18 protein-coding genes and 4 pseudogenes are annotated in these 23,342 nt (G+C 64.4%); 5 read left to right on the top strand and 17 right to left on the bottom strand.

Features of this window, described 5'->3' with window-relative positions; all coding sequences use genetic code 11:
* The first annotated feature begins 84 nt into the window (after window positions 1-84).
* Entirely contained in the window at window positions 85-1,284 is a 1,200-nt protein-coding gene (locus PARN5_RS0101885) for an IS256 family transposase (protein ID WP_017998081.1), read from the top strand.
* 312 nt (window positions 1,285-1,596) lie between these two features.
* Entirely contained in the window at window positions 1,597-1,953 is a 357-nt protein-coding gene (locus PARN5_RS0101890) for a YigZ family protein (protein ID WP_017998107.1), read from the top strand.
* A gap of 123 nt (window positions 1,954-2,076) precedes the next feature.
* Here the strand turns inward: PARN5_RS0101890 and PARN5_RS0101895 are convergent.
* Window positions 2,077-3,164 (bottom strand): IS3 family transposase gene (locus tag PARN5_RS0101895; RefSeq protein WP_085999847.1). Its coding sequence is split into 2 segments (ribosomal slippage): window positions 2,077-2,903 and window positions 2,903-3,164, totalling 1,089 coding nucleotides; the frame shifts between segments, so codons are not numbered across the junction.
* Window positions 3,165-3,447: 283 nt separating this feature from the next.
* On the opposite strand from PARN5_RS0101895, the gene PARN5_RS0101905 reads away from it, so the two are divergent.
* Window positions 3,448-3,675 carry a hypothetical protein gene (locus PARN5_RS0101905; RefSeq protein WP_017998110.1) on the top strand — a complete coding sequence of 76 codons (228 nt, stop codon included), beginning with the start codon at window positions 3,448-3,450 and terminating at the stop codon, window positions 3,673-3,675.
* Here the strand turns inward: PARN5_RS0101905 and PARN5_RS0101910 are convergent.
* The 7 genes and pseudogenes from PARN5_RS0101910 to tssI form a co-directional block, all read right to left on the bottom strand.
* The gene (locus PARN5_RS0101910; protein WP_157403895.1) at window positions 3,672-5,144 is read right to left on the bottom strand and encodes a hypothetical protein; all 1,473 of its coding nucleotides are present in this window, start codon (window positions 5,142-5,144) and stop codon (window positions 3,672-3,674) included. The two genes, PARN5_RS0101905 and PARN5_RS0101910, sit on opposite strands and share 4 nt — an antisense overlap.
* Entirely contained in the window at window positions 5,110-6,063 is a 954-nt protein-coding gene (locus tag PARN5_RS23135) for a winged helix-turn-helix domain-containing protein (RefSeq protein ID WP_157403896.1), read from the bottom strand. The genes PARN5_RS0101910 and PARN5_RS23135 overlap by 35 nt, the downstream gene beginning before the upstream one ends.
* 379 nt (window positions 6,064-6,442) lie before the next feature.
* Window positions 6,443-6,703 (bottom strand): annotated as a pseudogene (locus PARN5_RS0101915) (type II toxin-antitoxin system RelE/ParE family toxin); the annotation flags it as partial.
* A 6-nt stretch (window positions 6,704-6,709) separates the two neighbouring features.
* Entirely contained in the window at window positions 6,710-7,003 is a 294-nt protein-coding gene (locus PARN5_RS0101920) for a type II toxin-antitoxin system RelB/DinJ family antitoxin (protein WP_026155105.1), read from the bottom strand.
* Window positions 7,004-7,455: 452 nt separating this feature from the next.
* Complete coding sequence (locus tag PARN5_RS0101925) at window positions 7,456-8,643, bottom strand: hypothetical protein (RefSeq protein ID WP_157403897.1); 1,188 nt, start codon at window positions 8,641-8,643, stop codon at window positions 7,456-7,458.
* The gene (locus tag PARN5_RS0101930) at window positions 8,634-10,019 is read right to left on the bottom strand and encodes a hypothetical protein (RefSeq protein WP_157403898.1); all 1,386 of its coding nucleotides are present in this window, start codon (window positions 10,017-10,019) and stop codon (window positions 8,634-8,636) included. The genes PARN5_RS0101925 and PARN5_RS0101930 overlap by 10 nt, the downstream gene beginning before the upstream one ends.
* A gap of 14 nt (window positions 10,020-10,033) precedes the next feature.
* On the bottom strand, window positions 10,034-12,100 hold the full coding sequence (tssI, locus tag PARN5_RS21420; protein WP_017998116.1) for a type VI secretion system tip protein TssI/VgrG: 2,067 nt from the start codon (window positions 12,098-12,100) through the stop codon (window positions 10,034-10,036).
* 583 nt (window positions 12,101-12,683) lie between these two features.
* Here tssI and PARN5_RS24715 point away from each other — a divergent pair.
* Both PARN5_RS24715 and PARN5_RS23140 read left to right on the top strand, forming a co-directional pair.
* Window positions 12,684-12,883, top strand: a pseudogene (locus PARN5_RS24715) (IS3 family transposase); the annotation flags it as partial.
* Window positions 12,884-12,980: 97 nt separating this feature from the next.
* Window positions 12,981-13,741 (top strand): annotated as a pseudogene (locus PARN5_RS23140) (IS5 family transposase).
* 18 nt (window positions 13,742-13,759) lie between these two features.
* Here PARN5_RS23140 and PARN5_RS24720 read toward each other — a convergent pair.
* From PARN5_RS24720 to tauA, 9 genes and pseudogenes are all read right to left on the bottom strand, one after another.
* Window positions 13,760-14,022, bottom strand: a pseudogene (locus PARN5_RS24720) (IS3 family transposase); the annotation flags it as partial.
* 605 nt (window positions 14,023-14,627) lie between these two features.
* Complete coding sequence (gene pta / locus PARN5_RS0101950) at window positions 14,628-15,584, bottom strand: phosphate acetyltransferase (protein ID WP_017998119.1); 957 nt, start codon at window positions 15,582-15,584, stop codon at window positions 14,628-14,630.
* A 3-nt stretch (window positions 15,585-15,587) separates the two neighbouring features.
* Window positions 15,588-16,604, bottom strand: coding sequence for a putative sulfate exporter family transporter (locus PARN5_RS0101955; RefSeq protein WP_017998120.1), 1,017 nt, complete (start codon window positions 16,602-16,604; stop codon window positions 15,588-15,590).
* Window positions 16,605-16,834: 230 nt separating this feature from the next.
* A complete protein-coding gene (gene xsc, locus PARN5_RS0101960) occupies window positions 16,835-18,616 on the bottom strand; it encodes a sulfoacetaldehyde acetyltransferase (protein ID WP_026155106.1) in 1,782 nt (593 codons plus the stop codon).
* Window positions 18,617-18,628: 12 nt separating this feature from the next.
* The gene (locus PARN5_RS0101965; protein WP_017998122.1) at window positions 18,629-20,020 is read right to left on the bottom strand and encodes an FAD-binding oxidoreductase; all 1,392 of its coding nucleotides are present in this window, start codon (window positions 20,018-20,020) and stop codon (window positions 18,629-18,631) included.
* 8 nt (window positions 20,021-20,028) lie between these two features.
* On the bottom strand, window positions 20,029-20,424 hold the full coding sequence (locus PARN5_RS0101970; RefSeq protein ID WP_017998123.1) for a nuclear transport factor 2 family protein: 396 nt from the start codon (window positions 20,422-20,424) through the stop codon (window positions 20,029-20,031).
* 91 nt (window positions 20,425-20,515) lie between these two features.
* A complete protein-coding gene (locus tag PARN5_RS0101975; protein WP_017998124.1) occupies window positions 20,516-21,343 on the bottom strand; it encodes an ABC transporter permease subunit in 828 nt (275 codons plus the stop codon).
* Entirely contained in the window at window positions 21,336-22,145 is an 810-nt protein-coding gene (locus tag PARN5_RS0101980) for a taurine ABC transporter ATP-binding protein (protein ID WP_017998125.1), read from the bottom strand. The genes PARN5_RS0101975 and PARN5_RS0101980 overlap by 8 nt, the downstream gene beginning before the upstream one ends.
* Before the next feature lie 77 nt (window positions 22,146-22,222).
* The gene (gene tauA, locus PARN5_RS0101985; RefSeq protein ID WP_017998126.1) at window positions 22,223-23,236 is read right to left on the bottom strand and encodes a taurine ABC transporter substrate-binding protein; all 1,014 of its coding nucleotides are present in this window, start codon (window positions 23,234-23,236) and stop codon (window positions 22,223-22,225) included.
* Window positions 23,237-23,342 lie beyond the last annotated feature (106 nt).

The raw sequence follows: 23,342 nt of genomic DNA on the forward strand, positions 1-23,342 counted from the left end.
TGTAGGTTCTGGGTGAGGTGGTCACCGGCGATGTTCGGTTAAGGTCTGGTTGCTTACGCCAACCCAGAACCGAGAGGACCACCGATGACCACCGACATGATGAACTTCCGCGACCTTGTGGAGAAGGCCCCTGATGCGGACCTGCTGCGCGAGATGATCGGCTTTGCGGCCGAACGGCTGATGGAGCTGGAGGTCGGCGCTGTGACGGGCGCGGCCTATGGCGAGAAGGACCCTGCACGGCGGGCGCAGCGCAACGGCTACCGCGACAGGGACTGGGAGACGCGCGCCGGGACGGTCGAACTGCGTATTCCGAAGCTTCGGAAGGGCAGCTACTTTCCGGGCTTTCTCGAGCCCCGGCGGATGGCCGAGAAGGCGCTAACGGCGGTCATCCAGGAGGCCTACGTTCAGGGTATCTCGACGCGGTCCGTGGACGATCTGGTCAAGGCCATGGGCATGTCGGGGATCAGCAAGAGCCAAGTCTCGCGGCTCTGCGAAGAGATCGACGGCAAGGTGAAGGCGTTTCTGAACCGCCCCCTCGAAGGTGACTGGCCCTATCTCTGGATCGACGCCACCTACCTCAAGGTCCGTCGAGGCGGGCGGATCGTCTCGGTCGCCGTCATCATCGCCATCGGCGTCAACACCGATGGGCGGCGCGAGGTTCTTGGTCTCGAGATCGGCACATCCGAGGCCGAGCCGATCTGGACGGAGTTCCTTCGCAAGCTGACCCGCCGCGGACTGCGCGGGGTGAAGCTCGTCATCAGCGATGCCCACGAAGGCATCAAGGCCGCGGTCTCGAAGGTGCTCAGCGCCACCTGGCAGCGCTGTCGCGTCCACTTCCAGCGCAATGCCCTGGCGCATGCCGGGAAGAGCGGGCGGCGCGTCGTCTCGGCCTTCATCGCCACCGCCTTCGCCCAAGACACCGCCAAGGCCGCCAGCACCCAGTGGCGCGCCGTGGCCGACCAGATCAGGCCCAAGGTGCCGAAGCTGGCCACCCTCATGGATGACGCGGAGCATGACGTCCTGGCCTACATGTCCTTCCCCAAGGAACACCGGGCCAAGCTGCACTCGACCAACCCGATCGAAAGGCTGAACGGCGAGATCAAGCGCCGCACCGACGTCGTCGGAATATTCCCGAATGACGACGCCATCGTCCGCCTCGTCGGGGCTCTGCTCCTCGAACAGAACGATGAATGGACCGTTCAGCGCACCCGCTACATGACGCTGGAAACCATCGCGTCAATGGGCGATGATCCCGTCATCAGCCTGCCCGCAGCGGCATCCTGATCAAGCAGGCCAGCGCCGAACCTAACGGTGACGATCAGCGCCAGCTACACCACTCCGTGGGACAGCATCGAGACCTGCCTCCGGTGCTGCACGCGCTACACTTACCCGGTCGATGGGCCTCCCGCGCCGCGCGAAGTGCAGAGCGTGCAGGTCTCCTAGCATCTTTTTCGGGCAGAATCACGGGGAGAGACCTCATCGGCACCGTGAGCGGTCAGAGAGGGAGGGAGGGAACTGATTGTTGCTCGGGCCGAATCGCTGATAGCCGCGACGGACAGACTTGCTCCCGATCCTGACTGCCTCTAAGCCTGCGCCATGCGCGTTCTGGACAACATCATCAGTGATCGCGGGTCCAAATACGCGGTCTCGGGCGGGCCGTGCACGTCTGAGGAGCAGGCGAAAGCCTTTCTCAAGGAACTCTGCCGCAAGAAAAAGTTTGCCAAGGCGACGCACAACACATGGGCGCTCCGGACGGCGGACACCTCGCTGAAGAACGATGATGGCGAGGCCGGCGCGGGTATGGTGATCCTGCGGATGCTGGAACGCGAAGGGCTGCGCGACCATATCGTCGTGGTAACCCGGTGGTTCGGCGGCAAGCATCTCGGCGGTGATCGCTTCCGACATGTGCAGGATGCGGTGCGGATATACCTCGACGATCTGCGGAAAGCCTGAGGGAGATCTTCAGATCTGTTGCGGCGCCATGTCGACCGGTTGGGCGGGAAGCGGCCTGACGTTGGTGCGGCATGGCGGCGGCACGGTAATCCTCCCCGTTTTAACGGGGCTCGATCGTAGAACTCACGCGGCCATTTTTAGCTTCATGGCGGGTGTGACGCCGCCAATGCCCATGTTGGGGCGTTCGTTGTTGTAGGTCCATAGCCATTCGGTAGCGATCTGCTGCACCTCCTCGATGGTTTCAAAGATGTAGAGGTCCAGCCATTCGTGCCGGACCGTTCGGTTGTAGCGCTCGACGTAGGCGTTCTGTTGCGGCTTTCCGGGCTGGATGTAGCTCAGGGCGATGCCCTGCTTCTCAGCCCAGATCGTCAGCGTGGAACTGACATATTCGGGGCCGTTGTCCACCCTGATCGCCAGAGGCTTGCCGCGCCATTCGATGATCTGGTTCAGGGACCGGACGACCCGCTCGGCAGGCAGCGAGAAGTCGACCTCGATGCCAAGGCCTTCGCGGTTGAAGTCGTCCAGCACGTTCAGAAGCCGGAATTGCCGCCCGTCGGCCAGGCGGTCGGCCATGAAATCCATCGACCAGACCAGGTTCGGGGCATCCGGTACCGCCAGTTCCTCGGGCTTCTCGCGCTTGAGACGTCGCCGCGGCTTGATGCGCAGGTTCAGTTCCAGCTCGCAGTAGATCCGGTGGACCCGCTTGTGGTTCCAGACATGCCCCTTCACGTTCCGCAGGTGCAGGAAACACAGGCCGAAGCCCCACGTCTTGTGGACGTTGGTCAGCCCCACCAGCAGGTCGGCGATCATCTCGTTCTCGTCGTCGCGCTTCGGGCTGTAGCGGAAACAGGTCTCGCTGACGCCGAACGCACGACAAGCCAGCGCAATGCTGACCCCCTTCATCGCCACCGCCTTCTCGGCCAACTCCCGGCGCTGAGCTGGCCGCGTCACTTTTTTCCAAGAGCCTCTCGAAGCAGATCAGCCTGCATGCTGAGATCGGCGAACATGCGCTTCAGCCGCCGGTTCTCGTCCTCAAGTGCCTTCATCTGGCTCATCATGGACGCATCCATGCCGCCATACTTGGCCCGCCACTTGTAAAACGTCGCGCTGCTGATCCCATGCTCGCGGCACAGCTCGGGAACGGCCAGCCCGCCCTCGGCCTGACGCAGCACGCCCATAATCTGGGCTTCGGTGAAACGGCTCTTCTTCATCGGAATCTCCTCGTCCATCTTGCCGAGAAAATTCTACCTTCGCATCCCCTTAACCACAGGGAGGATTACCGCACCAAACGTAGGAAAGCAGTCATCCGTGCGCAGTGCAGCGATCACCCTTCGCCACCGCTGAATCGAGCGCGTGAAGTTGCTCGCATTTGGCTTGACACGGAAATCGGCAGCAGTGCGATTACATGCAGGCGAAGCACTGCCTAGAGACCGGTCGACTGCTTGAAATGTTCGCTCAATCGTGAGATGACCGGCTGTCCTAGGAGATCGCAAAATGTCATCAGCCGGGACCACCCCGCACGAGCAAGAGCTCGTCTTCGAGTACAAAAACTGGAGAGGCGAGCTCTCCGTCAGGCGCGTGCTGCCGCTCAAGATCTGGTTTGGGGCTTCTACCTGGCACCCCGAAGAGCAGTGGTTTATGCAAGCCAAAGATCTCGACAAGAGCGAGGTGCGTGACTTCGCTCTTGTGGACATTATGTTCGCTCGGGGAGAGAGCGATTAGGCACCCAAGCCTGCGCTCAGAAGCGCGATCTTGCCTGCTAGGCTCATCGCGTGTTCAGCGGCCCCGTTGATGGCCTCCAGCGCTGTCTGGCAACGTTGCAGGATGCCGAGCAGACCGGTCACTTTTTCCGGCGTGGCATTAGCTTCAACCTCCTCGACAGCCTTCAACCCTGCTTCTCGGTCCGCCTCTACGATCGGGGCTGTTCTAAGGAGAGTTGAAATCTCCATCAGAAGACCCGGGGAAAGAGGAACTCTTACGTTGGCATTGCCTCGGATCTCAGCATTGCCGACACCGGCGACGGCGACGTTTCCTGCCGTTCCGATGTGAATCTTGATGTCACCCTTCATTTGACCTCCTCCAGAGGAAAACAGCGTTCCCATGTAGTTATTAGCATCAATTTGGTTAAATACTCTCGAGATCGGAAGCTGGACCGCAGCCGCTTTCATCACCGATCTCTCGACCTCGTTTGAGCCCCTTGGTTGGTAGAGCTCCGCTGACCACGTCTGATAGGCATCACAGTGATCTGATTGCCTTACAATGTGGTCAAGAAGGCTTCTACGAATATCGTCATCGGGCTCAGAGCCAAGCCAATCGAGCGTCAGGTCTTCCAGACCATCGTACCAAGAGTCCCTGAGCCCGATCGCGCATCCAAGCCTTGCCCTACGCTCTTGATCTGCGCTGCCTACTGTGATGATCTCGTGTCGCAGCGCGGAAACTTCTCGATCCGACGCGTACAACCGGTAGATATACGACCTGACATCAGGGTTCCGGCTCTCGACCGTGTCCGCCGCGATTCCAAGATCCTTCGCGGAGAGGTGCGGGTTCTCGGCAGTGGCCCAAACCGCATACTGCGAAGTTAAATCGTCATCGTGGCCGCACAAGTCACGCACCAGCGCCCTGTTCGCATGTCGAGGGTCAAAAAGGTTGTCTGGCGCTTTGTTCAAGCCGACCAGGATCAGAGCCAGTTTTAGCGTTCCAATAGATGCATTGTTTACATCTATCTTCGGAAGAAGTGCCTTAAGCTTGTCCGGCTTGACAACCTGAAGCGCCGATATGGCCAAGATCTCCGGCGAAACAAACTGCAACCGTGTGAGTTCCATTTCCGCGAGCGCCGGTTTGAGCTTGAACGCAGCTGCTATTCCTGCCGATAGGACCTGCTGCTCGTGCGGGTGGTTCTGCACGGCCTGCATCACTGGGCTCCAGCAAGGCTCTGGTCGTCCGAACTGTGCAAGCGCTGACAGCGACCAACGCCGAACTTTTTCGTCAGCGTTCCCTCGAGACAGTGCTCCTAGAACCGTGTTTTCTAGGCCATTGGTGCTTTGAGGAAGGAGCTTGCCGCCATGCCAGAATAGTTTGCAGAGCGCTTGCAAGGCGAGTTTAGTGCGAAAATTGTCGCCGCACTCAATAGCACTTTTGAGAAACGCAACTTCAAGTTCAGGAATGAATCTGAGACCGCGCTTCTGCGTCATGCCAACCCCGTGACCCAAAATTCTCAACCAATGAACGAGACCAAGGGTCGAAGTCGTTCAGATCGTTCTTCTTAGAGATATCCATCCACACGAGATCGTTGATCGACAGGCGCGTCTGGGCAGGTTCAAACCATTCAGGTGCAGTGATATCGATGTAGGCAAGTACCTCCGACCTATCAGCACCATGCAGAGAGACGCACCAGAGTCTATGGGAAAAGCTCTCAGCCATTCCTTGGTGGTCCTGGTGCCGGTCGATTGGCACGTTCAGATCGACCGCAGCAGCAGTTAATGCTGCATCGATCACCCCAAAGCCTAGCTGGTCAAAAAGTGAACCGTCTTCCTCCTTCACAAGTGATGCGAAGCAGATGGAGCGCTTCTGGCTGAAAGAGTCTCTGTTGTCTCGGTACCTACCTGTCCGGTAAGTCAGTACGAGGTTTCCCCGCCTTACTGCAGCAATCGACCACAAAAGTGCGAAGCCGTCCGGAACGTTCTTTGGCTCCACATACTGATACCATCCGTTTGCCCGAATGCGGGAGAGCAGCGCTGATGGGTGAGACTCCCGCCCTATCGATTGATCGCAGAGGTAGGACTTTTCGATCGCGAGAGCCGGTCCGCGAAGAAGATCCCTTGTCCTACGACGAGCGATCATCTCGCGACGATATTTTCCCGGAATCGTCGCGTCAGTCATGAAGGACCTTAGGAAAAATTTCCCAGGCTCGGTGCGGTAGAACAGGCTCTGCTCACGATGGTGAAGAATATCCGTACTCAAGCGAGCTTGGAGGGTTTTGTGCTGGGTTTTCCCGTGCAGATGATAGGGTACCAGACCGCGCTGGAAAGCCAGGCGCAGGATAGACTTCGCTGTGAGTGGCATGCGAGCCTCTAGCAGAACTTGCTGCGCAACATCAAGGTAACTGCTCACTGTGACCACCTCGCAACTGGTCGAAACAGTGTAACGACCTTCTAGTCGAGCGCAATTGCTCTATAACGCGTTGAAAGCGCGAATTTCGCTCAGGCTGCGGCGCATCGGTTCGGCCGAATCGGACCATCGAAGCTCATTTTACGATTCTCTGTAGCCCGAGCTCAAAGGCGTTGTCCCGGGCCCGACGGGTGACCCTTCCTACTGCTGCCAGAAGTTCGGCAGCACCTCCACCAGGATCTGAGGCCGCAGCGTTCGCCAAGCGCGGGATTGCCGAGACTTCACTGCAGCACCGATCGAAAGTCGGCTTCAGGGCATGCGGCCACGCAGCATTTGCCGGGGCCGACCGGCAGCAAAGGGCCGACTTTGCCACCTTTGCCTCTCACGGCCACATCTGCGCCGCATGCAAGACCCGCAGTATCACCAGCGCTCCCCCGACCTCAGCATAGACCACAAGATAGTTCGGCCGGACGACCATCTCGCGCGTTCCCGCGACCCGGCCCGGCCGATATGCCCTCGGCCGGTCAGGCAGATTACCAACCTTCGCCTCGATCTCGTCCAGCAGCGTAAGTGCAGCCGTTGGATTATCATCGGCAATGTACTCGAAAATCGAACGCAGGTCGTCACGTGCGGCTTGTCGCCATCCACCTCAGGCACGGCGCTTCCGCTCGATCAGTTCGCGCATTTCCGCCATGACATCGGCATGAGGGATCGTCGGCTGGTCATCCTCAAGCGCTTCGCGCACCTTGGCACGAAACCACGCGTCATAGGCATCTGGATCGGCTGTCAAACCGGCCGGCAACCCGCCCTCCCGCGCGACGCGGGTCAGCAAGATGCGAACCGCATCCGACAGGGTCAGGCCGACGCCAGCCAGCGCCTCAGCAGCTTGGGCCTTGAGTTGGTCGTCCACGCGAACGTGCAGCATCGAAGTTTGTGCGGGCATGTCGGCCTCCCTGTGCTCTCAGCATTGTATCTCAAATGAGATCCAGCAGCAAGGCGCGGTCACCATCCGGTCACTAGCCCCGGATTCGACCAGATTGCACGATCCTCGACGCCTTTTGCGCGCCGCCAGGAGGCCCGCTTCCTCGACGCCTCGGATCCTGCACTTTCGCGCAGTCTCGTGTCATCTGCTACAATGGGGTGACGAAGCAATTTCTGGCTTCACATCGAAGAGGCGCAGGTCGACAGAGGGAGTCCGCCCCAAGCTGGATTGGTTCAGCCGCCGATGATTACGGTGTGGATCCTTCATCTGCTGCGCCCCCGCAGGAGATCGCGTCTCCGGCGCGCCCGGCAGGCGCACCGTTGATGAAGACCGGGCCGCCGGCAAGATTGCGCAGCGCGCCGTCCGGGTCGATCCAGGTCACGAACGGGCAAGGAAATCGGCCGCACGCGCGATCAGAGGGCCCGCCGCGTATTCAGAAACCCGGTCACGGCCGCATTGATCTGGTTTTCGAACCATGTCGCGTGCAGATGGGGTGCGACCGTATCCAGCGTCAGCGGCGCCTGCGTCATCATCACCGAAGAAACCAGCCGCCCGTCGCGTGTCAGCACCTGCGTGACCTGGGCGATTCCGACCAAGCCGCTTTTCTCGAAATCCAGCCGGAAAACCTGCGTCTGGTCAAAGGCCGCGCGATCCGTGCGCCCCAGCGTGAAGGCGGCAGTAGGCTTGCGGGTTACGTTCTGCCCCGGTAGCAGGTTGGTCACAAAGAATTCCAGCACGCTGTCCGCTTGCTGCGTCATGATCCCGGCCGGCGGGGTGGCCATATTGTCGGGCAGCGGTTCAACGCGCTGGACGGCGATCATGGCGCCGCTGTTGCGCAGCGCGTCGGCCTCATCGACCCAGAACTTGAACTGGCCCTTGTCGCGGGGTGGCTCAGCAAAGCCGGGATCGCGCCACCATTCCGGGCGCAGAGTGGAAATGGTGCCTTCCTCGAGTTCCAGCACATCGGGGCGTAGCGACTCGGCGATGGGGTCCGCCGCCGGTTCACCAAAGCCCATCCCGCCGACCATCCCGGCAATCAAGGACTGGTATTCCCCGGCATGGTCGGTGCGGTAGCGCGCGCGCTGGATCAGCAGCCATTCTCCCCGCCGCCAGACCGAAATGCGCGTCAGCGACGGCAGGCCAAACCAGTCGCCCCCGGTCAGCACCTCGCCGAACAGCGGATCATGCGCGGCCGTGCCGTGCTTGTCTGGCCCCCATTCGCGGGCAAGGATCTGCGCATATTGCGCGGCAAGCCCGACGCGGTCGGGGACGATGCGGGCGGCGAAAAGCTCGATCTCGCAGCGGTCGCGGTTCAGCGGGTCATAGCAGATCTGGCGTCGGGTCAGCTCCTCGAATATCTCCGCAGGCGCGAAGCTGTCGGTGACGGTAGCATCGGGCGTGACCATCCAGCCGTCGGGCAACGGCATCGAGCAGTCCAGCGGCGCACCAATTTTCAACGCCAGCGGCGCGTCGGTGCCCTTCTCCAGCGCCAGACCGGATTGCGACTGCCCCTTGGCGCCACCTGCCATGATTGTTGCTCCCATCGTTGCCATGAATTTCCTGCGGTTCAGAATGAAGCCGACATGTCGCATCACTTCCATAGACTGTTCCATCCCTGCTTGATGCTGCTCCAGCCCGATGCCGCCTTTCCACCGATCCAGTGCCCCCCGCGCGATGCCGCATCGCCTACTGCGATCCCCGCCGTTTTCATGCTACCCCAGACCTTGTCCAGCCCCTTCAACTCGGCCCCGACGGTCACACCTGCGCCGATGCCCAAGCCCACCTTGGCCTTGGCCTTAGCGCCGACGCGCGATGCCGACGCCGTCCCTTCGGCCTCGGCCTCGGCCTGTACGCCGAGGCTGAGCGAACCGCCCAGCGTGAACTTGATGCCCCAATCATGCTCATCGCCCAAGGTTGCCACGTCGTCCCTGGTGACGAAGTTCCAGGCCGAGATGGCCGAGTTGCCGACGCGTTTGGGGGTAATCTCGATCACGCCCTCGCCTTCGATCTGCCCCAGCAGCGCCTCGGCCTTAAGGGTGCCTTTCAGTGTCGCTTCCTCGGGGCTGAGAACCACTTCTCCTGATGCTTTCGCTTCGGCCGAGGCAACCTCGCCCCCGACCTTGCCATACACCAGCACATCATCGGCCGATTTCACCTCGCCCTTGGCGAAATGGCCGCCGATGATCGCCTCGACCGCGGCGGTGGCGGCCTTTGTGCTCAACTCGGCGCTGGCCTTGCCCACCATCTCGCCGCCAAGGACCGAGCCGCTGCCCGAGAAGACGTCGCTTTCGTCGCCGAACTTGCCGTCGGCGACCGCACCCTCGGCCTTGGCCTCGGCTTCGGCCTTGGCGATCGTCAGCGCGTCGATGGTGGGGAACTTATTGCGGAAATCCTCATTCGGGGCGATGGCGAGCTGATCCATGCGCTGCGCCCGGATCACATCGGATTGCACCAGCAAGGCGTCGTCCCGGCTGGCGCTGCGGGTCACGCCGTCGATGCCCTCGTGCTTGATGCTCTGACGGCTTTCAAACAGATCACCGGCAGAACCCAGATCGGTGTGCGAGGACGAGCTTTCCCAAGTTGTGTGATCGCTCCAGTGGTTGGCCGAGGTCTTGGCGCCCGGCCTCTCGACCTTGCCGGAGGTTTCCCAGAAGCCCTTTTGCTGTTCCTCCACGGCGTCATCCGACGGCTTCTCGGCCGGCGGGATCAGGATGTTCGCAGGACGCTGGCTGGCATAGTCCATCAGCGACGGAATAACCGATTGCGAACCGATTGCATTGGCCGGGACACAGCTCGGATCGCCGAGCACCAGCGCCGATCCCGGAGGCATCGGTTCGAAACGGATACAGCGGCGGCATTGCTGCAGTTTGGTATCCGAAATCACCATTCGGGTTGCCAGGCTGTCCTGTCGCTGAAAGGGCGGATAGGCCAGCAACCACGCCGGGGGCTGTTGGGGTGCCTTGTCTTCCTCGGCCATCGCGATCAGCCCCCTCAATTATAGTCGATCTTGTCGGCCTTGAAGCGGATGCGTTTGCCGGTCAGGACGATGTCACCTTCCTTCGACATGGTCAGCGTGGAATTTTCGCCGACCTTGATCGTGAACTGGTCGCCCACCCGTATGTTGTGAACCGATCCTACATCGCTGTCATAGCGCTTGCGTACGATGACCGACATGGCATTTCCAACCGTGGTCTGATGCGTATGCCCCACTGCGACCGAACGCGCGATACCCACGATTTCGGAGGATGCACCGTTCACGATCTCGGAGCGGTTCTTTTCTACGAATAGCTGGAAATTTCCCTTGCCGAAGTTGAACGGGTCCGGGATTTTCATGCGCTTCATCGCAGTCGCGACACCGTCGAACAGCACCCTGGTCTTCTGGCGCACCATTTCGGACAGCGGGTTGTTGCCGACCGCAATGGACATGTTGCCCGCCACAAGCTCGTCGTGATCGCCCATCACCTGGATCGACTTGTCGTTGCCGACCTCTTCCGCCTGATCACGACCTACGCGCTTGGCGCGATCGTTCAACACCTCGACGCTCATGTCCTTCTGGGCATGCATGAAGATCTCTTCGGCACCCGCCTGATCTTCGAAGCGAAGCTCGTTGAAGCCGCGCCCGGTGCCCTTGCCGTCATGGGTGTTGGTTCGGAAGGTGGATCGCGTCTTGTGCTTGGCCAGTTCGTAAGGAACGCCATTCTTGCCGTTGAACACGTTCCCCGTGACGATCGGCTTGTCCGGGTCCCCTTCGAGGAACTCGACCACCACCTCCATGCCGATCCTGGGGATCACCATGCCGCCCCAGCCCGCCCCGGCCCAGTTCTGCGACACCCGGCAGCGCATCGAGAACGCCCCCGCCAGGTCCCAGTGGAACCGCACCAGGATGCGGCCATATTCGTCGCAGTCGATCTCGCCCTCGCCCACCACCATCGCCGTCTGGGGCCCGTGCACCACCGGCACCGCCGTGCGGCGCGGCGGCACCATCGGTGCGGTGTCGGACATCAGCGCATAGCTGCCGGTGAAGGCATAGCCGTCGCTGCCCTGGCCACCCGACCCATAGGCTTCGCTGACGAAATGATGCGAGGCCGAGAGGCACAGGTAGGTCTCGCCCGTCCCCGGCACCGGGTCGCCCGAGAGCGTCACCCGCTTGCCCGCCCGCAGCGAGGCGCAATCGCCCACCGCCCGGTTCCTGCGATCCGCGCCGCGCTCCTGCGAGGTGCGCAGCCCGGCGACGATCTTGCCCACGTCCTGCGCCGGGTAGTCGCCCGGCCAGTCGAAGCTTTCGATGGCGCCTTGCGCATGGGCGGCGTCGCCGAGCCGGTCGACCTCCATCGCCGCGTCGGGGGTCTTGAAATTGTAATCGGTGAGCCGCACCCGGCCAGTGGTCAGGTTGCGCTCGGGCGCCCAGTCCCAGAAATGCTCGCCATCCGCCTGGTGGTGGCCGTCGTAGCTCTTGTAGGGCCGGGCGCCGATCGTCTCATGCGCCAGCACGTCGTCGGTCAGCACCAGCGTATGGCTGCCCATGGCGTGGCGGAAATGGAAGCTGATGCCGTGCCGCTCCATCTGCCGGCGGGCGAAATCCAGGTCGGATTCGCGATACTGCACGGTGTATTCGAGGGTCGGGTAGTCCTGCGAGAGCTGGAACTCGACCGCCGGATCGCCGAGCTGGGCGTAGTCGGCAAGCAGTTCGGACAGGATCTGGGTGACGGTCTTGTCGTGGAAGATCCGCTGGTTGCGGCGGCGGGAGGCGAGCCAGAACCAGGGCCGCAGGGTCAGGTCGTAGCGATGCCCGTTCTCGCCCACCCCGGCCCATCGCGCCTGGGTGACGATGCCGTCGAAGGGCTGGGTGCCATCGCGGGTCTCGATCTCGGCCGTGGCATGGGTGCCGATGAGGGCATCGAAATCGAGGTCGGAGCGCGTGGCCAGCGCCTCGACGCGATATTCGAACAGGTCGTTCAGGTGATCGGTGCCGTCGAAACGCAGGAGCGCCAGCGTGTCGGGGCCAAGCGCGGTCGTCAGCCGACCCAGACGCTCGGACTGGCGCAGGGGGGCGTTCATGAAAAGGCCTCCGCGAGGGGAAATGGGTCATATAAAACTGCGGCGGAGTGTGCATGACCGGAACGGTGATGCCAAGCTGCAAAATTACCGAGCCAGCAAGCGGGGGTGCGCGGTCACCATGCGGTCACCAGCGCCGGATTCGACCAGACTGCACGATCCACGACTGACCTGCACATTCGCATCGCCCAGAGGCCCGCTTCCCCGACACCTCGAGTCTTGCACTTTCGCGCAGTCTCGTGTCATCTGCTGCAATGGGGTGACAGACCAATTGCTGGCTTCACATCGAAGATGTCAGCGGTTCAAATCCGTTATCGCTCACCACTATTCCGAAGGCGCTAAGGCAGGTTTGACAACCGCTTGGCGCCTTTTCATCCTCCTCCCGACATCTTGCCACCATTTCCGCGGTCACCGGAATTTGGACGACGATGTCTCCGGATACGGCGCGAACCCACCCGGATAGGAGCGTGACACGAATTCCCTCACGGCGTGACAGCAGGATTTGCAGCAGGCAAGTTTTACGAAATACCTCCCCTGAATGCCCCGGTCACGCCGGCATAATCGCTCGGGTGGCGGATCGCCTGTGATGAGCCGTGCGGGCGTCGTCTGGCACAATTCGGCAATAGAGAGCTTTTTCTCAACGCCGAAGACCGAACGGACAGCCAGCAAGGTCTAACCCGCAATGAAGCACGTGCTGAGGACTTCGATTACATCGAGCGCCTCTACTATCCGCGTCGGCGGCACTCGAAACTGGGCTACATCCGTCCCATGGGGTTCGAAACCCGCGCTATGCTAGGGCGTGTTGACAAAAGGGATTCACCGGGCGCGGTGATCGTGATTCAAGCTGGTATCTGCAATGGAGACCAGCGTGGCACGAAACCTGATGTCGAACGACGAGTGGGCGTTCTTTGAACGCTTCATCCTGGCTGTCCGTTCTCCGAACGGCCGCAAGCCCACGAACCATCGGCTTGTTCTGGATGGGATTTTCTGGATCGCCCGAACGGGGTCGCCCTGGCGCGACCTGCCGGAAGAGTTCGGCAAATGGTCGTCTGTCTATCGGCAGTTCCGGCGCTGGACGTTGGCGGGGCTGTGGGAACAGATCCTGGAGGCGCTGAACGAGAGCCGGATCGTGCCGGATGCGCTGCAGATGATCGACAGCACCGTGGTTCGCGCTCATCATCAGGCAGCGGGCGCAAAAGGGGGACTCCGCGCCAAGGTTTCGGCCGCTCGCGAGGTGGCTTCACGACCAAGATCCATCTGCGGGTCAATGCGGCAGGCCTGCCCATGAGAACCGAGATCACGGCCGGGCAGACATCGGACTACCTCGGCTTCGATCTGGTCATGGCTGACAACCTGCCCGAGCCAAGCGTTCTGCTCGCAGACCGCGGCTACGACTCCGACAACATCCGCAAGACCATGGAGGTGCGCGACGTGGTGCCGGTCATCCCCATGCGCAAAACCCGGAAGCTACGGGTCGCCGTTGACCGCAGGCTCTACCGCCTGCGCAATCTCGTTGAGCGGTGCTTCAACAAGCTCAACAATGCCCGTCGCGTCGCCACCCGCTACGACAAGACCGCCGAAAGCTTCCTGGGCTTCATCGACATCACGTCGATCCGCCTCTGGCTCCGCCATTTGTCAACATGACCTAGTTTAACCTGCTGTCCAGACGCGGCCAGGCACCGGCGGCCGATCCTCCAGCACTTCCCGCCTTCGATGTAGCGATCATACCAGCGGCAGAACGTCCGGCGGGCGAATGCCGAGGTGGTCCAGCGTGCGTTGGCAGCCAGGTGCGACTGTTAGATGATCCGGATGATCTCGAGCTTCCCGGATGCGGAATAGCGCATTCTTCTTCGCCCCCACCCGCGATGCTTTTTCGAGCAGCCGGTTTCCAGCATCGGGTCGGCCACGCATTCGATCAGGGCGCGGCCAGTCAGCAGGTGCTATCCCTCCTTGTGGCGCGCGGTCACGGCTGGTTGCCGTCCGACGCGATCTGGAAAACCAGGTTCGGTCGATGCTGAAGGAGTGCGGCCTGATCTTTCCACGCTCGATCGCCGGAGCGAAATCAGGCTTGACCAATCCACGCAATTAAAGGGCCGATTGACAGCCGAGCTTTTTACGCGAGATGGTCTCCCGATAGATCCGCGCCGGACACCGGTATCGCTGCAGGAGTGCGCAGAACGCTGCGGAACGGCGTTGTGTTCGGACCGGGATGAGGATCTGGCCAGGAAGATCGCCTCGATCGAGGCATTTCCGAAACGGTGAGGGTTTTGCGGGGTCTGCGCGATGCAGGGTTGAACCCCGCGCCGGTCAGTGTGTGAACGTGATTGCCAGCGGCCGGTGATGTTTCAGGACGCCCTCTGGCGAACCAGTCGATGCGGGGCTCGGGGCAGGCTAGCGAAGTCACCTCGTCTGTTTGCGTGCCGCCGGGTTTCCTGCCGCGATCTTCGATGCACGGCGATTGGGTCCGGCCCGGGCGTCTGTCTTTGGCGGCGACACCGTTGGACCGGCGATAACCGAGGGTGGTGCTGGGCTATCCTGCCTGGATTGCGGTTATTGCGGTTGCGTTGACGATGTCCTCGACGGAGCATCCGCGGGAGAGGTCGTTGGCGGGGCGGGCGAGGCCCTGCAGGATCGGGCCGATCGCCGTCAGCCCGCCCAGGCGCTGCGCGATCTTGTAGCCGATGTTGCCCGCCGCCAGGTCCGGGAAGATGAAGACGTTCGGCCGCCCGGTCAGCCGGCTCTGCGGCGCCTTCCTGGCCCGGATCGCCTCGTCGAGCGCGGCGTCGAACTGCAGTTCGCCATCGACCTCGAGATCCGGCTCGGCGGCGCGGATCAGCGCCAGGGCCTCGCGCAGCCGCCCGAGGCTCGGATGCTCGGCCGAGCCCGCGGTCGAGAAGGACAGAAGCGCCACCCGCGGCTTCTCGGCCAGGAGCTGGCGGCAGCTCGCCGCGGCCGCGCGCGCGATGGCGGCAAGCTCGGCCGCGTCGGGCTGGATCACCAGCCCGCAATCGGAAAAGATCATCCCGCCCTGGACCGGCGCCTCGGGCCCGCAAGCGAGCATCAGGAAGAAGCTCGAGACGATCCCGGCATCCGGCGCCTTGCCGATGATCTGCAGCGCCGCCCGCACCGTGTCGGCGGTGGTGGCGACGGCGCCGCCGACCGTGCCGTCGGCCTGGCCCAGCCGCACCCGCATCGCCGCCTGGCGGATGGGGTCGCGCATGTCGTCGAGCGCGCGTTCCGCGGTCATGCCGCGCGCGGCGCGCAGCCGGTGCCAGTGATCGGCAAGTTCCGCCAGGTCCGGCGCCTCGGCCGGGTCCAGGGCGGTGACGCCGGGGATCGCGGGCCCGTTCATCAGCGTGACGCGGGCCAGGCCCTGTTCGGTGATGCGCCGCGCCGCCTCGGCCACGCGCGGATCCGCGCCCTCGGGCAGGATGATGTGGCGGGCGCGGGCGCGGGCTTCGGCATGGATGCGGTCGAGCGGTTTCATCGGCTATCCCAGAAGATGCAGGCCGGCGACCACGAAGACGCCGAGGAACACGGTTTCCGCCACGATCAGCGCGATGGCGCCGGTGCCGACCTCGAGCATGCGCTTGAGCGAGGTCTTGATGCCGACCGCCGCGATGGCGATCAGCAGCGCCCAGCGGGACAGCTGCCCGGCGAGGTCCGAGAGCGCCTGCGGGATCGCGCCGGCGCTGTTCAGCGCCGCCAGCGCCAGGAAGCCCAGCACGAAGCCCGGCAGCAGCGGCGGCGCCGTGCCGCCGTCGCTGTCGGCCAGCCCGCGCGCCCGGATGATCAGCGAGATCGCCAGCACCACCGGCGCCAGCATCGAGACCCGGATCAGCTTGACCAGGGTGGCGGTCTCGCCGGTCTCGGGGCCGACCGAGAAGCCGGCGCCGACCACCTGGGCCACGTCATGGATGGTGCCGCCCAGGAAGACGCCGCTGTCGCGCGCCGTGAAGCCGAAGAGCGCGGCCAGCATCGGGTAGAGCACCATGGCCAGGGTCGAGAGCACGGTGACCGAGAGCACGGTGAAGACCAGGTCGCGCTCGGATTTCTCGTGGCGCGGCAGCACGGCGGCGATGGCCATGGCCGCCGAGGCGCCGCAGATCGCGACCGAGCCGCCAGTGAGCAGCCCGAAGCGCCAGTCCCGGCCGCCGAGCCGGGCGAGCGCGAGGCCGCAGAGGATGGTCAGCACCACCCCGGCGGCCACCAGCCCGATGGCGCGCGGCCCGAGCGCCGCCAGCATGTCGACCGAGATCCGCGCGCCCAAAAGCGCCACCCCGAGCCGCAGCACGCTGCGCGCGGTCAGGGCGACGCCCGGCGCGGTGCGGGTGCCGTCCTCGGCCAGGAAGTTCAGCGCCAGGCCCAGAAGCAGCGCCAGCAGCATGGCCGGGGCACCGTAATGGTCCGACAGGAACTGCGCCGTCGCCGCCACCAGCGCCGAGACGGCGAAGCCCGGGAAGGCCTCCGAGATGAGGCTGCGCGAGGGGATCAGGGTGGTTGTCATCGTCGTCACCGGGATGCGGGGATGGGGCCGGCGCGAGGGGGGTCGCGCCGGGTCGTCGTCGGAAGGGGCGCGCGGCCTCGGGCGGGATCGGCGAGGCCGGGCCCCCGAGGGGGGCGCCGCCCCCCTCGCGCTTGCCTGGCCCCTCGATGGGGCCCGGCAAGCGCACCCCCCGGGGTATTTGCCCAACGGTGAAAGCCGGGGCCGGCCTTTCTGCGTCAGGCCTTCCCGCGTCAGGCCGCGCCCTGCTGCGGGCGCATGTCGGCCGGGTCGATGCCCGCCACCACCACCGGCTTCTTCATCGCGTCGCGGCGGAAGGGCTCGCCCAGCTCCTGGTTCAAGAGCACCTCGATGAAGGTGGTCTCGCGGTTCTGCATCTGCCGCTCGACCGCCTCGTGCAGGGCCGCCGTCAGCTCCTCCTGCGACTTCACCTGCACGCCGAGGAGCCCGCAGGCCCGGGCGATGCCGGCATAGGAGGTGTCGCGGTCGAGCTCGGTGCCGACGAAGTTGTTGGCGTACCACAGCGTCGTGTTGCGCTTTTCCGCGCCCCATTGGTAGTTGCGGAAGATCACCATGGTGATCGCCGGCCAGTCCGCGCGGCCGCAGGCGGTCATCTCGTTCATCGAGATGCCGAAGGCGCCGTCGCCGGCAAAGCCGATCACCGGCACGTCCGGATTGCCGATCTTGGCGCCCAGGATCGCCGGGAAGCCGTAGCCGCAGGGCCCGAACAGGCCCGGCGCCAGGTATTTGCGCCCGGCCTCGAAGCTCGGATAGGCATTGCCGATGGCGCAGTTGTTGCCGATGTCCGAGCTGACGATCGCCTCCTTCGGCACCGCCTGCATGATCGCCCGCCAGGCCTGGCGGGGCGACATCAGCCCGGCGTCGCGCGCCCGCGCCTCGGCGTTCCATTCCGTGCCGGGATCGTCATCCTCGTGGTCGAGGCTCGAAAGCTCCTGCGCCCAGCGGGATTTCGTCTGCGCGATCAGCGCCTTGCGCTCGGCCCGGCCGGCGTCGCCCGCCGTGGGGGCGAGCTGCGCCAGGACGGCGCGCGCCACCTTGGCCGCGTCGCCCTGGATGCCCACGGTGACCTTCTTGGTCAGCCCGATGCGGTCGGCGTTGATGTCGACCTGGATGATCTTCGCCTCCTTCGGCCAGTAGTCGATGCCGTAGCCCGGCAGGGTCGAGAACGGGTTGAGCCGCGTCCCCAGCGCCAGCACCACGTCGGCCTTGGCGATCAGCTCCATCGCCGCCTTCGAGCCGTTGTAGCCCAAGGGCCCCACCGCCAGCGGGTGGCTGCCCGGGAAGCTGTCATTGTGCTGGTAGTTCGAGGCCACCGGCGCATCCAGCCGCTCGGCGAGCTTCGCCAGGTCCGGGATCGCGCCCGACAAGACCACGCCGGCGCCCGACAGGATGACCGGGAACCGCGCCTCGCTGAGCAGCCGCGCCGCCTCGGCCACCGCCGCCTCGCCGCCCGCCGGCCGCTCGAAGCGGACCACCTGCGGCAGTTCGACGTCGATGACCTGGGTCCACATGTCGCGCGGGATGTTCATCTGCGCCGGCGCCGAGTTGCGCCAGGCCTGCATGATCACCCGGTTCAGGACCTCGGGGATGCGCGAGGGATCGCGCACTTCCTCTTGATAACACACGCAATCGGCGAAGAGCCGCATCTGCTCCATCTCCTGGAAGCCGCCCTGGCCGATGGTCCTGTTCGCCGCCTGCGGCGTGACCAGGAGAAGCGGCGTGTGGTTCCAGTAGGCGGTCTTGACCGGCGTCACGAAGCCGGTCACCCCGGGCCCGTTCTGCGCGATCGCCATCGACATCTTGCCCGTCGAGCGCGTGAACCCGTCCGCCATCAGCCCGGCATTCGTCTCATGCGCGCAGTCCCAGAAGGTGATCCCCGCCTTCGGGAACAGATCCGACACCGGCATCATCGCCGAACCGATGATCCCGAACGCATGCTCAATACCATGCAGTTGCAAAACCTTGATAAAGGCTTCCTCAGTGGTCATTCTCATGGCGATGGCTCCTTATGCGCGTTCGTCGCGGTAATGATAGAGTTTGTAGAGGCCCCATTGGCCGAGCCGGCGGAACGGCGTCTTCCAGCCTTCGTGGGGCAGTTCGGAGTTGAAGATCGGCAGCTCGGGCACGGCCTGGCCCGCCACCAGCTGCGCCATGCGGCGCCCGGCCTGGGCGGAATACATCACGCCGTTGCCGCCGTAGCCCAGGGCATAATAGGCGCCGGGCAGGTCGGGCATGCCGGTGATGCGGGGCATCATGTCATGGCTGACATCCACCCAGCCCCACCAGCTGTAATCGAGCTCGATGCCGCGCAGGACCGGGAACTTGCGATACATCCCCTCCTTAAGCGCCTGAAGATGCGCAGGATTCGCCGCGTCCCGGCCGGTGATCGCGGCGCGCGAGCCGATCTGCAGCCGGTTGTCGGGCAGCAGGCGGTAGTAGTGGCGCAGCGTCCTGGTATCGGTCAGCGGCGAGCCGGTGCGGATGCCCACGGCCTCGAGTTCGCCCGGCGTCAGCACGCGCGTCACGATGCTGTTGGACATGATCGGCATCAGCCGGTCCTTGAGCCGGGGATGCAACCCGCGGGGCGCATAGGCCGCGGTCGCGACCGCCACGCGGCGTGCACGGACCGTGCCTCCGGGCGTACACAGGCTGTGCACACCCCCGCGATAATCCCAGCTCTGCACCGGGCTGTCGACATGCACCCGGGCGCCCAGTTCGCGCGCCGCGCGCAGATAGCCGAAGGCCAGTTTCGCGGCATGGATGCCGACGCCGTCGGCCTCCCACATGGCGCCATGCGCCTCGTGGTCGCGCACCACCTCGGCATGGAGCTGGTCGCGCGTCAGCATCCGGGCGTCATAGCCGAAGGTGTCGCGCAAGAGCGCCGCCTCGGCCTCCAGGCCCGGCATCACCCCGGCCTTGTGGGCGATGTAGTAATGTCCGCCGTCCTGGGGATCGCAGTCGATCGCATGGTCGCGGATCAGGGCGCGGAACAGATCGAACCCCTCGCAGACCTCGGCATGCAGCCGCTTCGCCACGTCGAGGCCCCAGCGCTCGATCCACTGGCTGCGCTTGAGCCGGCCCGAGCTGACCTGGGCCTGGCCGCCGTTGCGGGTCGAGCAGCCATAGGCCACGCCATTGGCTTCCAGCACCACCGGCTTGATGCCGTGCTCCTTGGCCAGGTGCAGGGCACAGGAAAGGCCGGTGTAGCCCGAGCCGATCACCACCACATCGGCGTCGAGATCGCCGCGGATCGGGCCGTCGTCGGCGGGCGGCGTGCCCGCGGTGCCGATCCAGTAGGTCGGCGCGTAGTCGCTGCGCGGTCCCAGGCCCGGGGCCGTCATCGGATCGTAGAACGGGTCGAAGGGGACCGAGCCCGGGCGTTTTTCGATGACCTGCATGGCGGACCTCATTTCGCCGGAATGGCCGGGCGCTGCTTGCGGATGGCCTGCTTTTCCACCAGCTGGCCGTCACGGATGCGGAACAGGTCGACGCCCTGGACCTCGGTCCGGGTGCCGTCGGGGTTGGTGGCGCGGAAGGTCCATTGGCTGACGCCGCGGGTGCCGTCCTCGGACAGGAAATGGCTGTGGTCGGCCCATTCGACGTCCGGCATCGTGGTCCAGACCGTCTCGAAGGCTTTGGCGATGGCGGGCTTGCCCTCGATCCGGTTGCCGTATTCGTGGTCGCCGGCGACGGTGTAGAACACGCAGTCATCGGCGAAATGCGTCATCACACCCTCGATGTCATGGCGGTTGAAGGCGTCGAAGGTCGCTTTCAGGTCGTCGGCGGTCAGCTTGCGGGTCATGGTTCGGATGCTCCTTTCCCGGGCGGTGGCGCGGGATCGCGCCTCCGGGACTGTCTTGCTTGGAAATCGGGGTCGGGTCAGAGGGGCCGGGTCAGATCTTGCCCTTCCAGGGGATCAGCGCCTTTTCGATGCGCCGGATCAGCATGTCGAAGGCAAAGGCCAGGATGCCGATCACGATGATACCCATGATCACGGTGTCCGAGGCCAGGTATTCGGCCGAGTTCAGCACCATGAAGCCAAGCCCGCGCGAGGCGGCGACCATCTCGGCCGCGACCAGCGTGGTCCAGCCCACGCCGATGCCGATGCGCATGCCGGTGAAGATCTCGGGCAGCGCGGCCTTGAGGATGACGTGGAAGATCACCTGCAACTTGCTGGCGCCCATGGCATAGGCGGCGTGGATCTGTTCGGTCGAGACCGAGCGCACGCCGGCCCGGGCCGCGATGGCCATCGGCGCGAAGATCGCCAGGAAGATCAGGAAGACCTTGGGGAATTCGCCGATGCCGAGCCAGATGATGATCAGCGGCAGATAGGCCAGCGGCGGCAGCGGGCGATAGAATTCGATGATCGGGTCCAGGATGCCGCGCACCCAGCGGTTGACCCCCATCAGGATGCCCAGCGGCACCGCGACGACCAGCGCCAGGAAGAAAGCGCCCAGCACCCGGCCGAGGCTGGCGAGCGTGTGCTGGAGCAGGGTCGAGTTCGACACGCCCTCGGTCACGGCCAGCACGAACTTGCCCCAGACCGCGGCGGGGGACGGCAGGAACAGGGGCTTCACCCAGCCCATGCCGGTGACCAGGAACCACAGCCCGATCAGCGCGATGGCGGTGACCAGGCTGATGACGGCGCTGTTGCCGTCGCCGGGTGCGCCATAGGATACGCCGGGGCGGGCCGGCCGGGCGCGGGTCAGACGTTCAAGCATGGGCCGCTTCCTTTTCGCCGGCGCGTTCGTCGCCATAGATGATGCCAAGGATCTGCTCCCTCATTTCGATGAAGTCGCGGCTGGACTTGATGGCGCGCGAGTCGCCCTCGGCCAGGAAGCGGCGGTTGAAGTCCAGCTCGTAGGTGTGGGTGATGCGGCCGGGGCGCGGCGACATGACGATCAGCCGCGAGCCGAGGAACAGCGCCTCCTCGACCGAGTGGGTGATGAAGAAATACATCTTCTCGGTCTTTTGCCAGATGTGCAGCAAAAGCTCCTGCACCGTCTCGCGGGTCAGCGCGTCCAGCGCCGCCATCGGCTCGTCCATCAGCAGCATGGCCGGGTCGCAGGTCAGGGCGCGGGCGATGCCGACGCGCTGCTGCATGCCGCCCGACAGGTGATAGATCATGTGCTTGTGGAAGTCCTGCAACCCGACCAGCGCCAGGTTCTTGACCGCGCGCTCGCGCCGAGTCCTGGCATCGACGCCCTGCAGCTTCAGGCCGAATTCGACATTGTCGATGACGTTCAGCCAGGGCAGCAGCGCGTGTTTCTGGAACACCACGCCGCGTTCGGGGCCGGGGCCGGCGACGGGGCGGCCGCCCAGCGTGATCTCGCCGGCCGAGGGGGCCATGAAGCCCGCCATCAGGTTCAGCAGCGTGGTCTTGCCGCAGCCCGAGGCGCCCAGCGCGACGACGAAATCGCCGCTCTTGACCTCGAGGTTGACGCCCTTCAGCGCCGTGACCGGGGCGCCCTTGTGGTGGCCCGGATAGATCAGGTCGACATTCGAGACTTTCAGGGTCTGCATCTCAGCGGTCTTTCAGGGAAGGGGGTGAAAGGCTTGGGATGAGGCCCCGGGGATGGTCCCCCGGGGCATGCGGGGCATCACTTCGCGGCAGCCTGGGCGAAACTTGCGTTGACGAAGGGCGCATAGTCGTCCAGCGCCTTGTCGATCTGCTTCTGCTCGACCAGGAACCTGGCGCTTTCGCTGACGGCCTTCAGCGCGCCGCCGCCGAGCCAGGTCGCGGAGGCCTGCTCGGCGGCGTCGGGGAAGGACAGCATGCCCAACGCCTCGACCACGCCGGCCGCTTCGCCGCCGATCAGCTTGACGATATTCGCGACCTGGGCCGAGTCGGCGGTCCAGGCGGCCTTGTTGGCGTTGTAATCGGCATAGGATGCCGCCAGCGCGTCGGTGAAGGCCTGCATGAATTCCGGATTCTCGCTGGCGAAATCGGTCGAGACCACCAGCCCGTCGAAGGTCGGCACCGAGGCCGCGCCGATCTGTTCGCTGTCGGCGATGACCTTGCCGTCCTTCATCAGCTCGCTCAGCACCGGCGGCCAGACATAGGCGGCGTCGATGTCGCCGCGCTGCCAGGCGGCCAGGATCTGCGGCGGCTTCATGTTCAGGATGTTGACCGAGCGCGGGTCGATCTTCCAGACCTGGTCCATGCCCACCAGCAGGTGGAAATGCGAGGTCGAGACGAAGGGCACGGCGACGTTCTTGCCGGCTAGGTCCGCCGGGCTTTCGATGCCCGAGCCCGAGCGGGCCACCAGCGCCTCGGACTTGCCGATGTTGTCGAGGATCCAGAACAGCTGCATGTCGACGCCGCGCGTGGCGGCGGCGGCGATCCCGGTCGAGCCGATGACGCCGACCGGCACATTGCCCGAGGCCAGCGCGGTCGAGATGTCGCCGCCCGAGGAGAACTGGCGCCAGTCGATCTTGTAGCCCGCCTTTTCCGCGGCGGCGTCGATGCTGCCGTCGGCGATGGCATTGATGAAGGGGCCGACGATCTGCTGATAGCCGACCACCACCGTGGTCTCGGCCAGGGCCTGGCCGGTCAGGCCGGCACCGAAGATCATCGCGGCCAGATAGACTCCGGCCCGGCTGAAGTTGGTCATTCTGGGACTCCCTGTTCGTTGTCGTTGGCGGAACTGGCCCTGCCGGCCGGCTCCTGCTGTGCTGGCGGTCCGTCGCCCCTGCGCATCGCTGGTCAGGTTGGTCGTC

The sequence above is a fragment of the Paracoccus sp. N5 genome, from assembly GCF_000371965.1.
GTDB lineage: Bacteria > Pseudomonadota > Alphaproteobacteria > Rhodobacterales > Rhodobacteraceae > Paracoccus.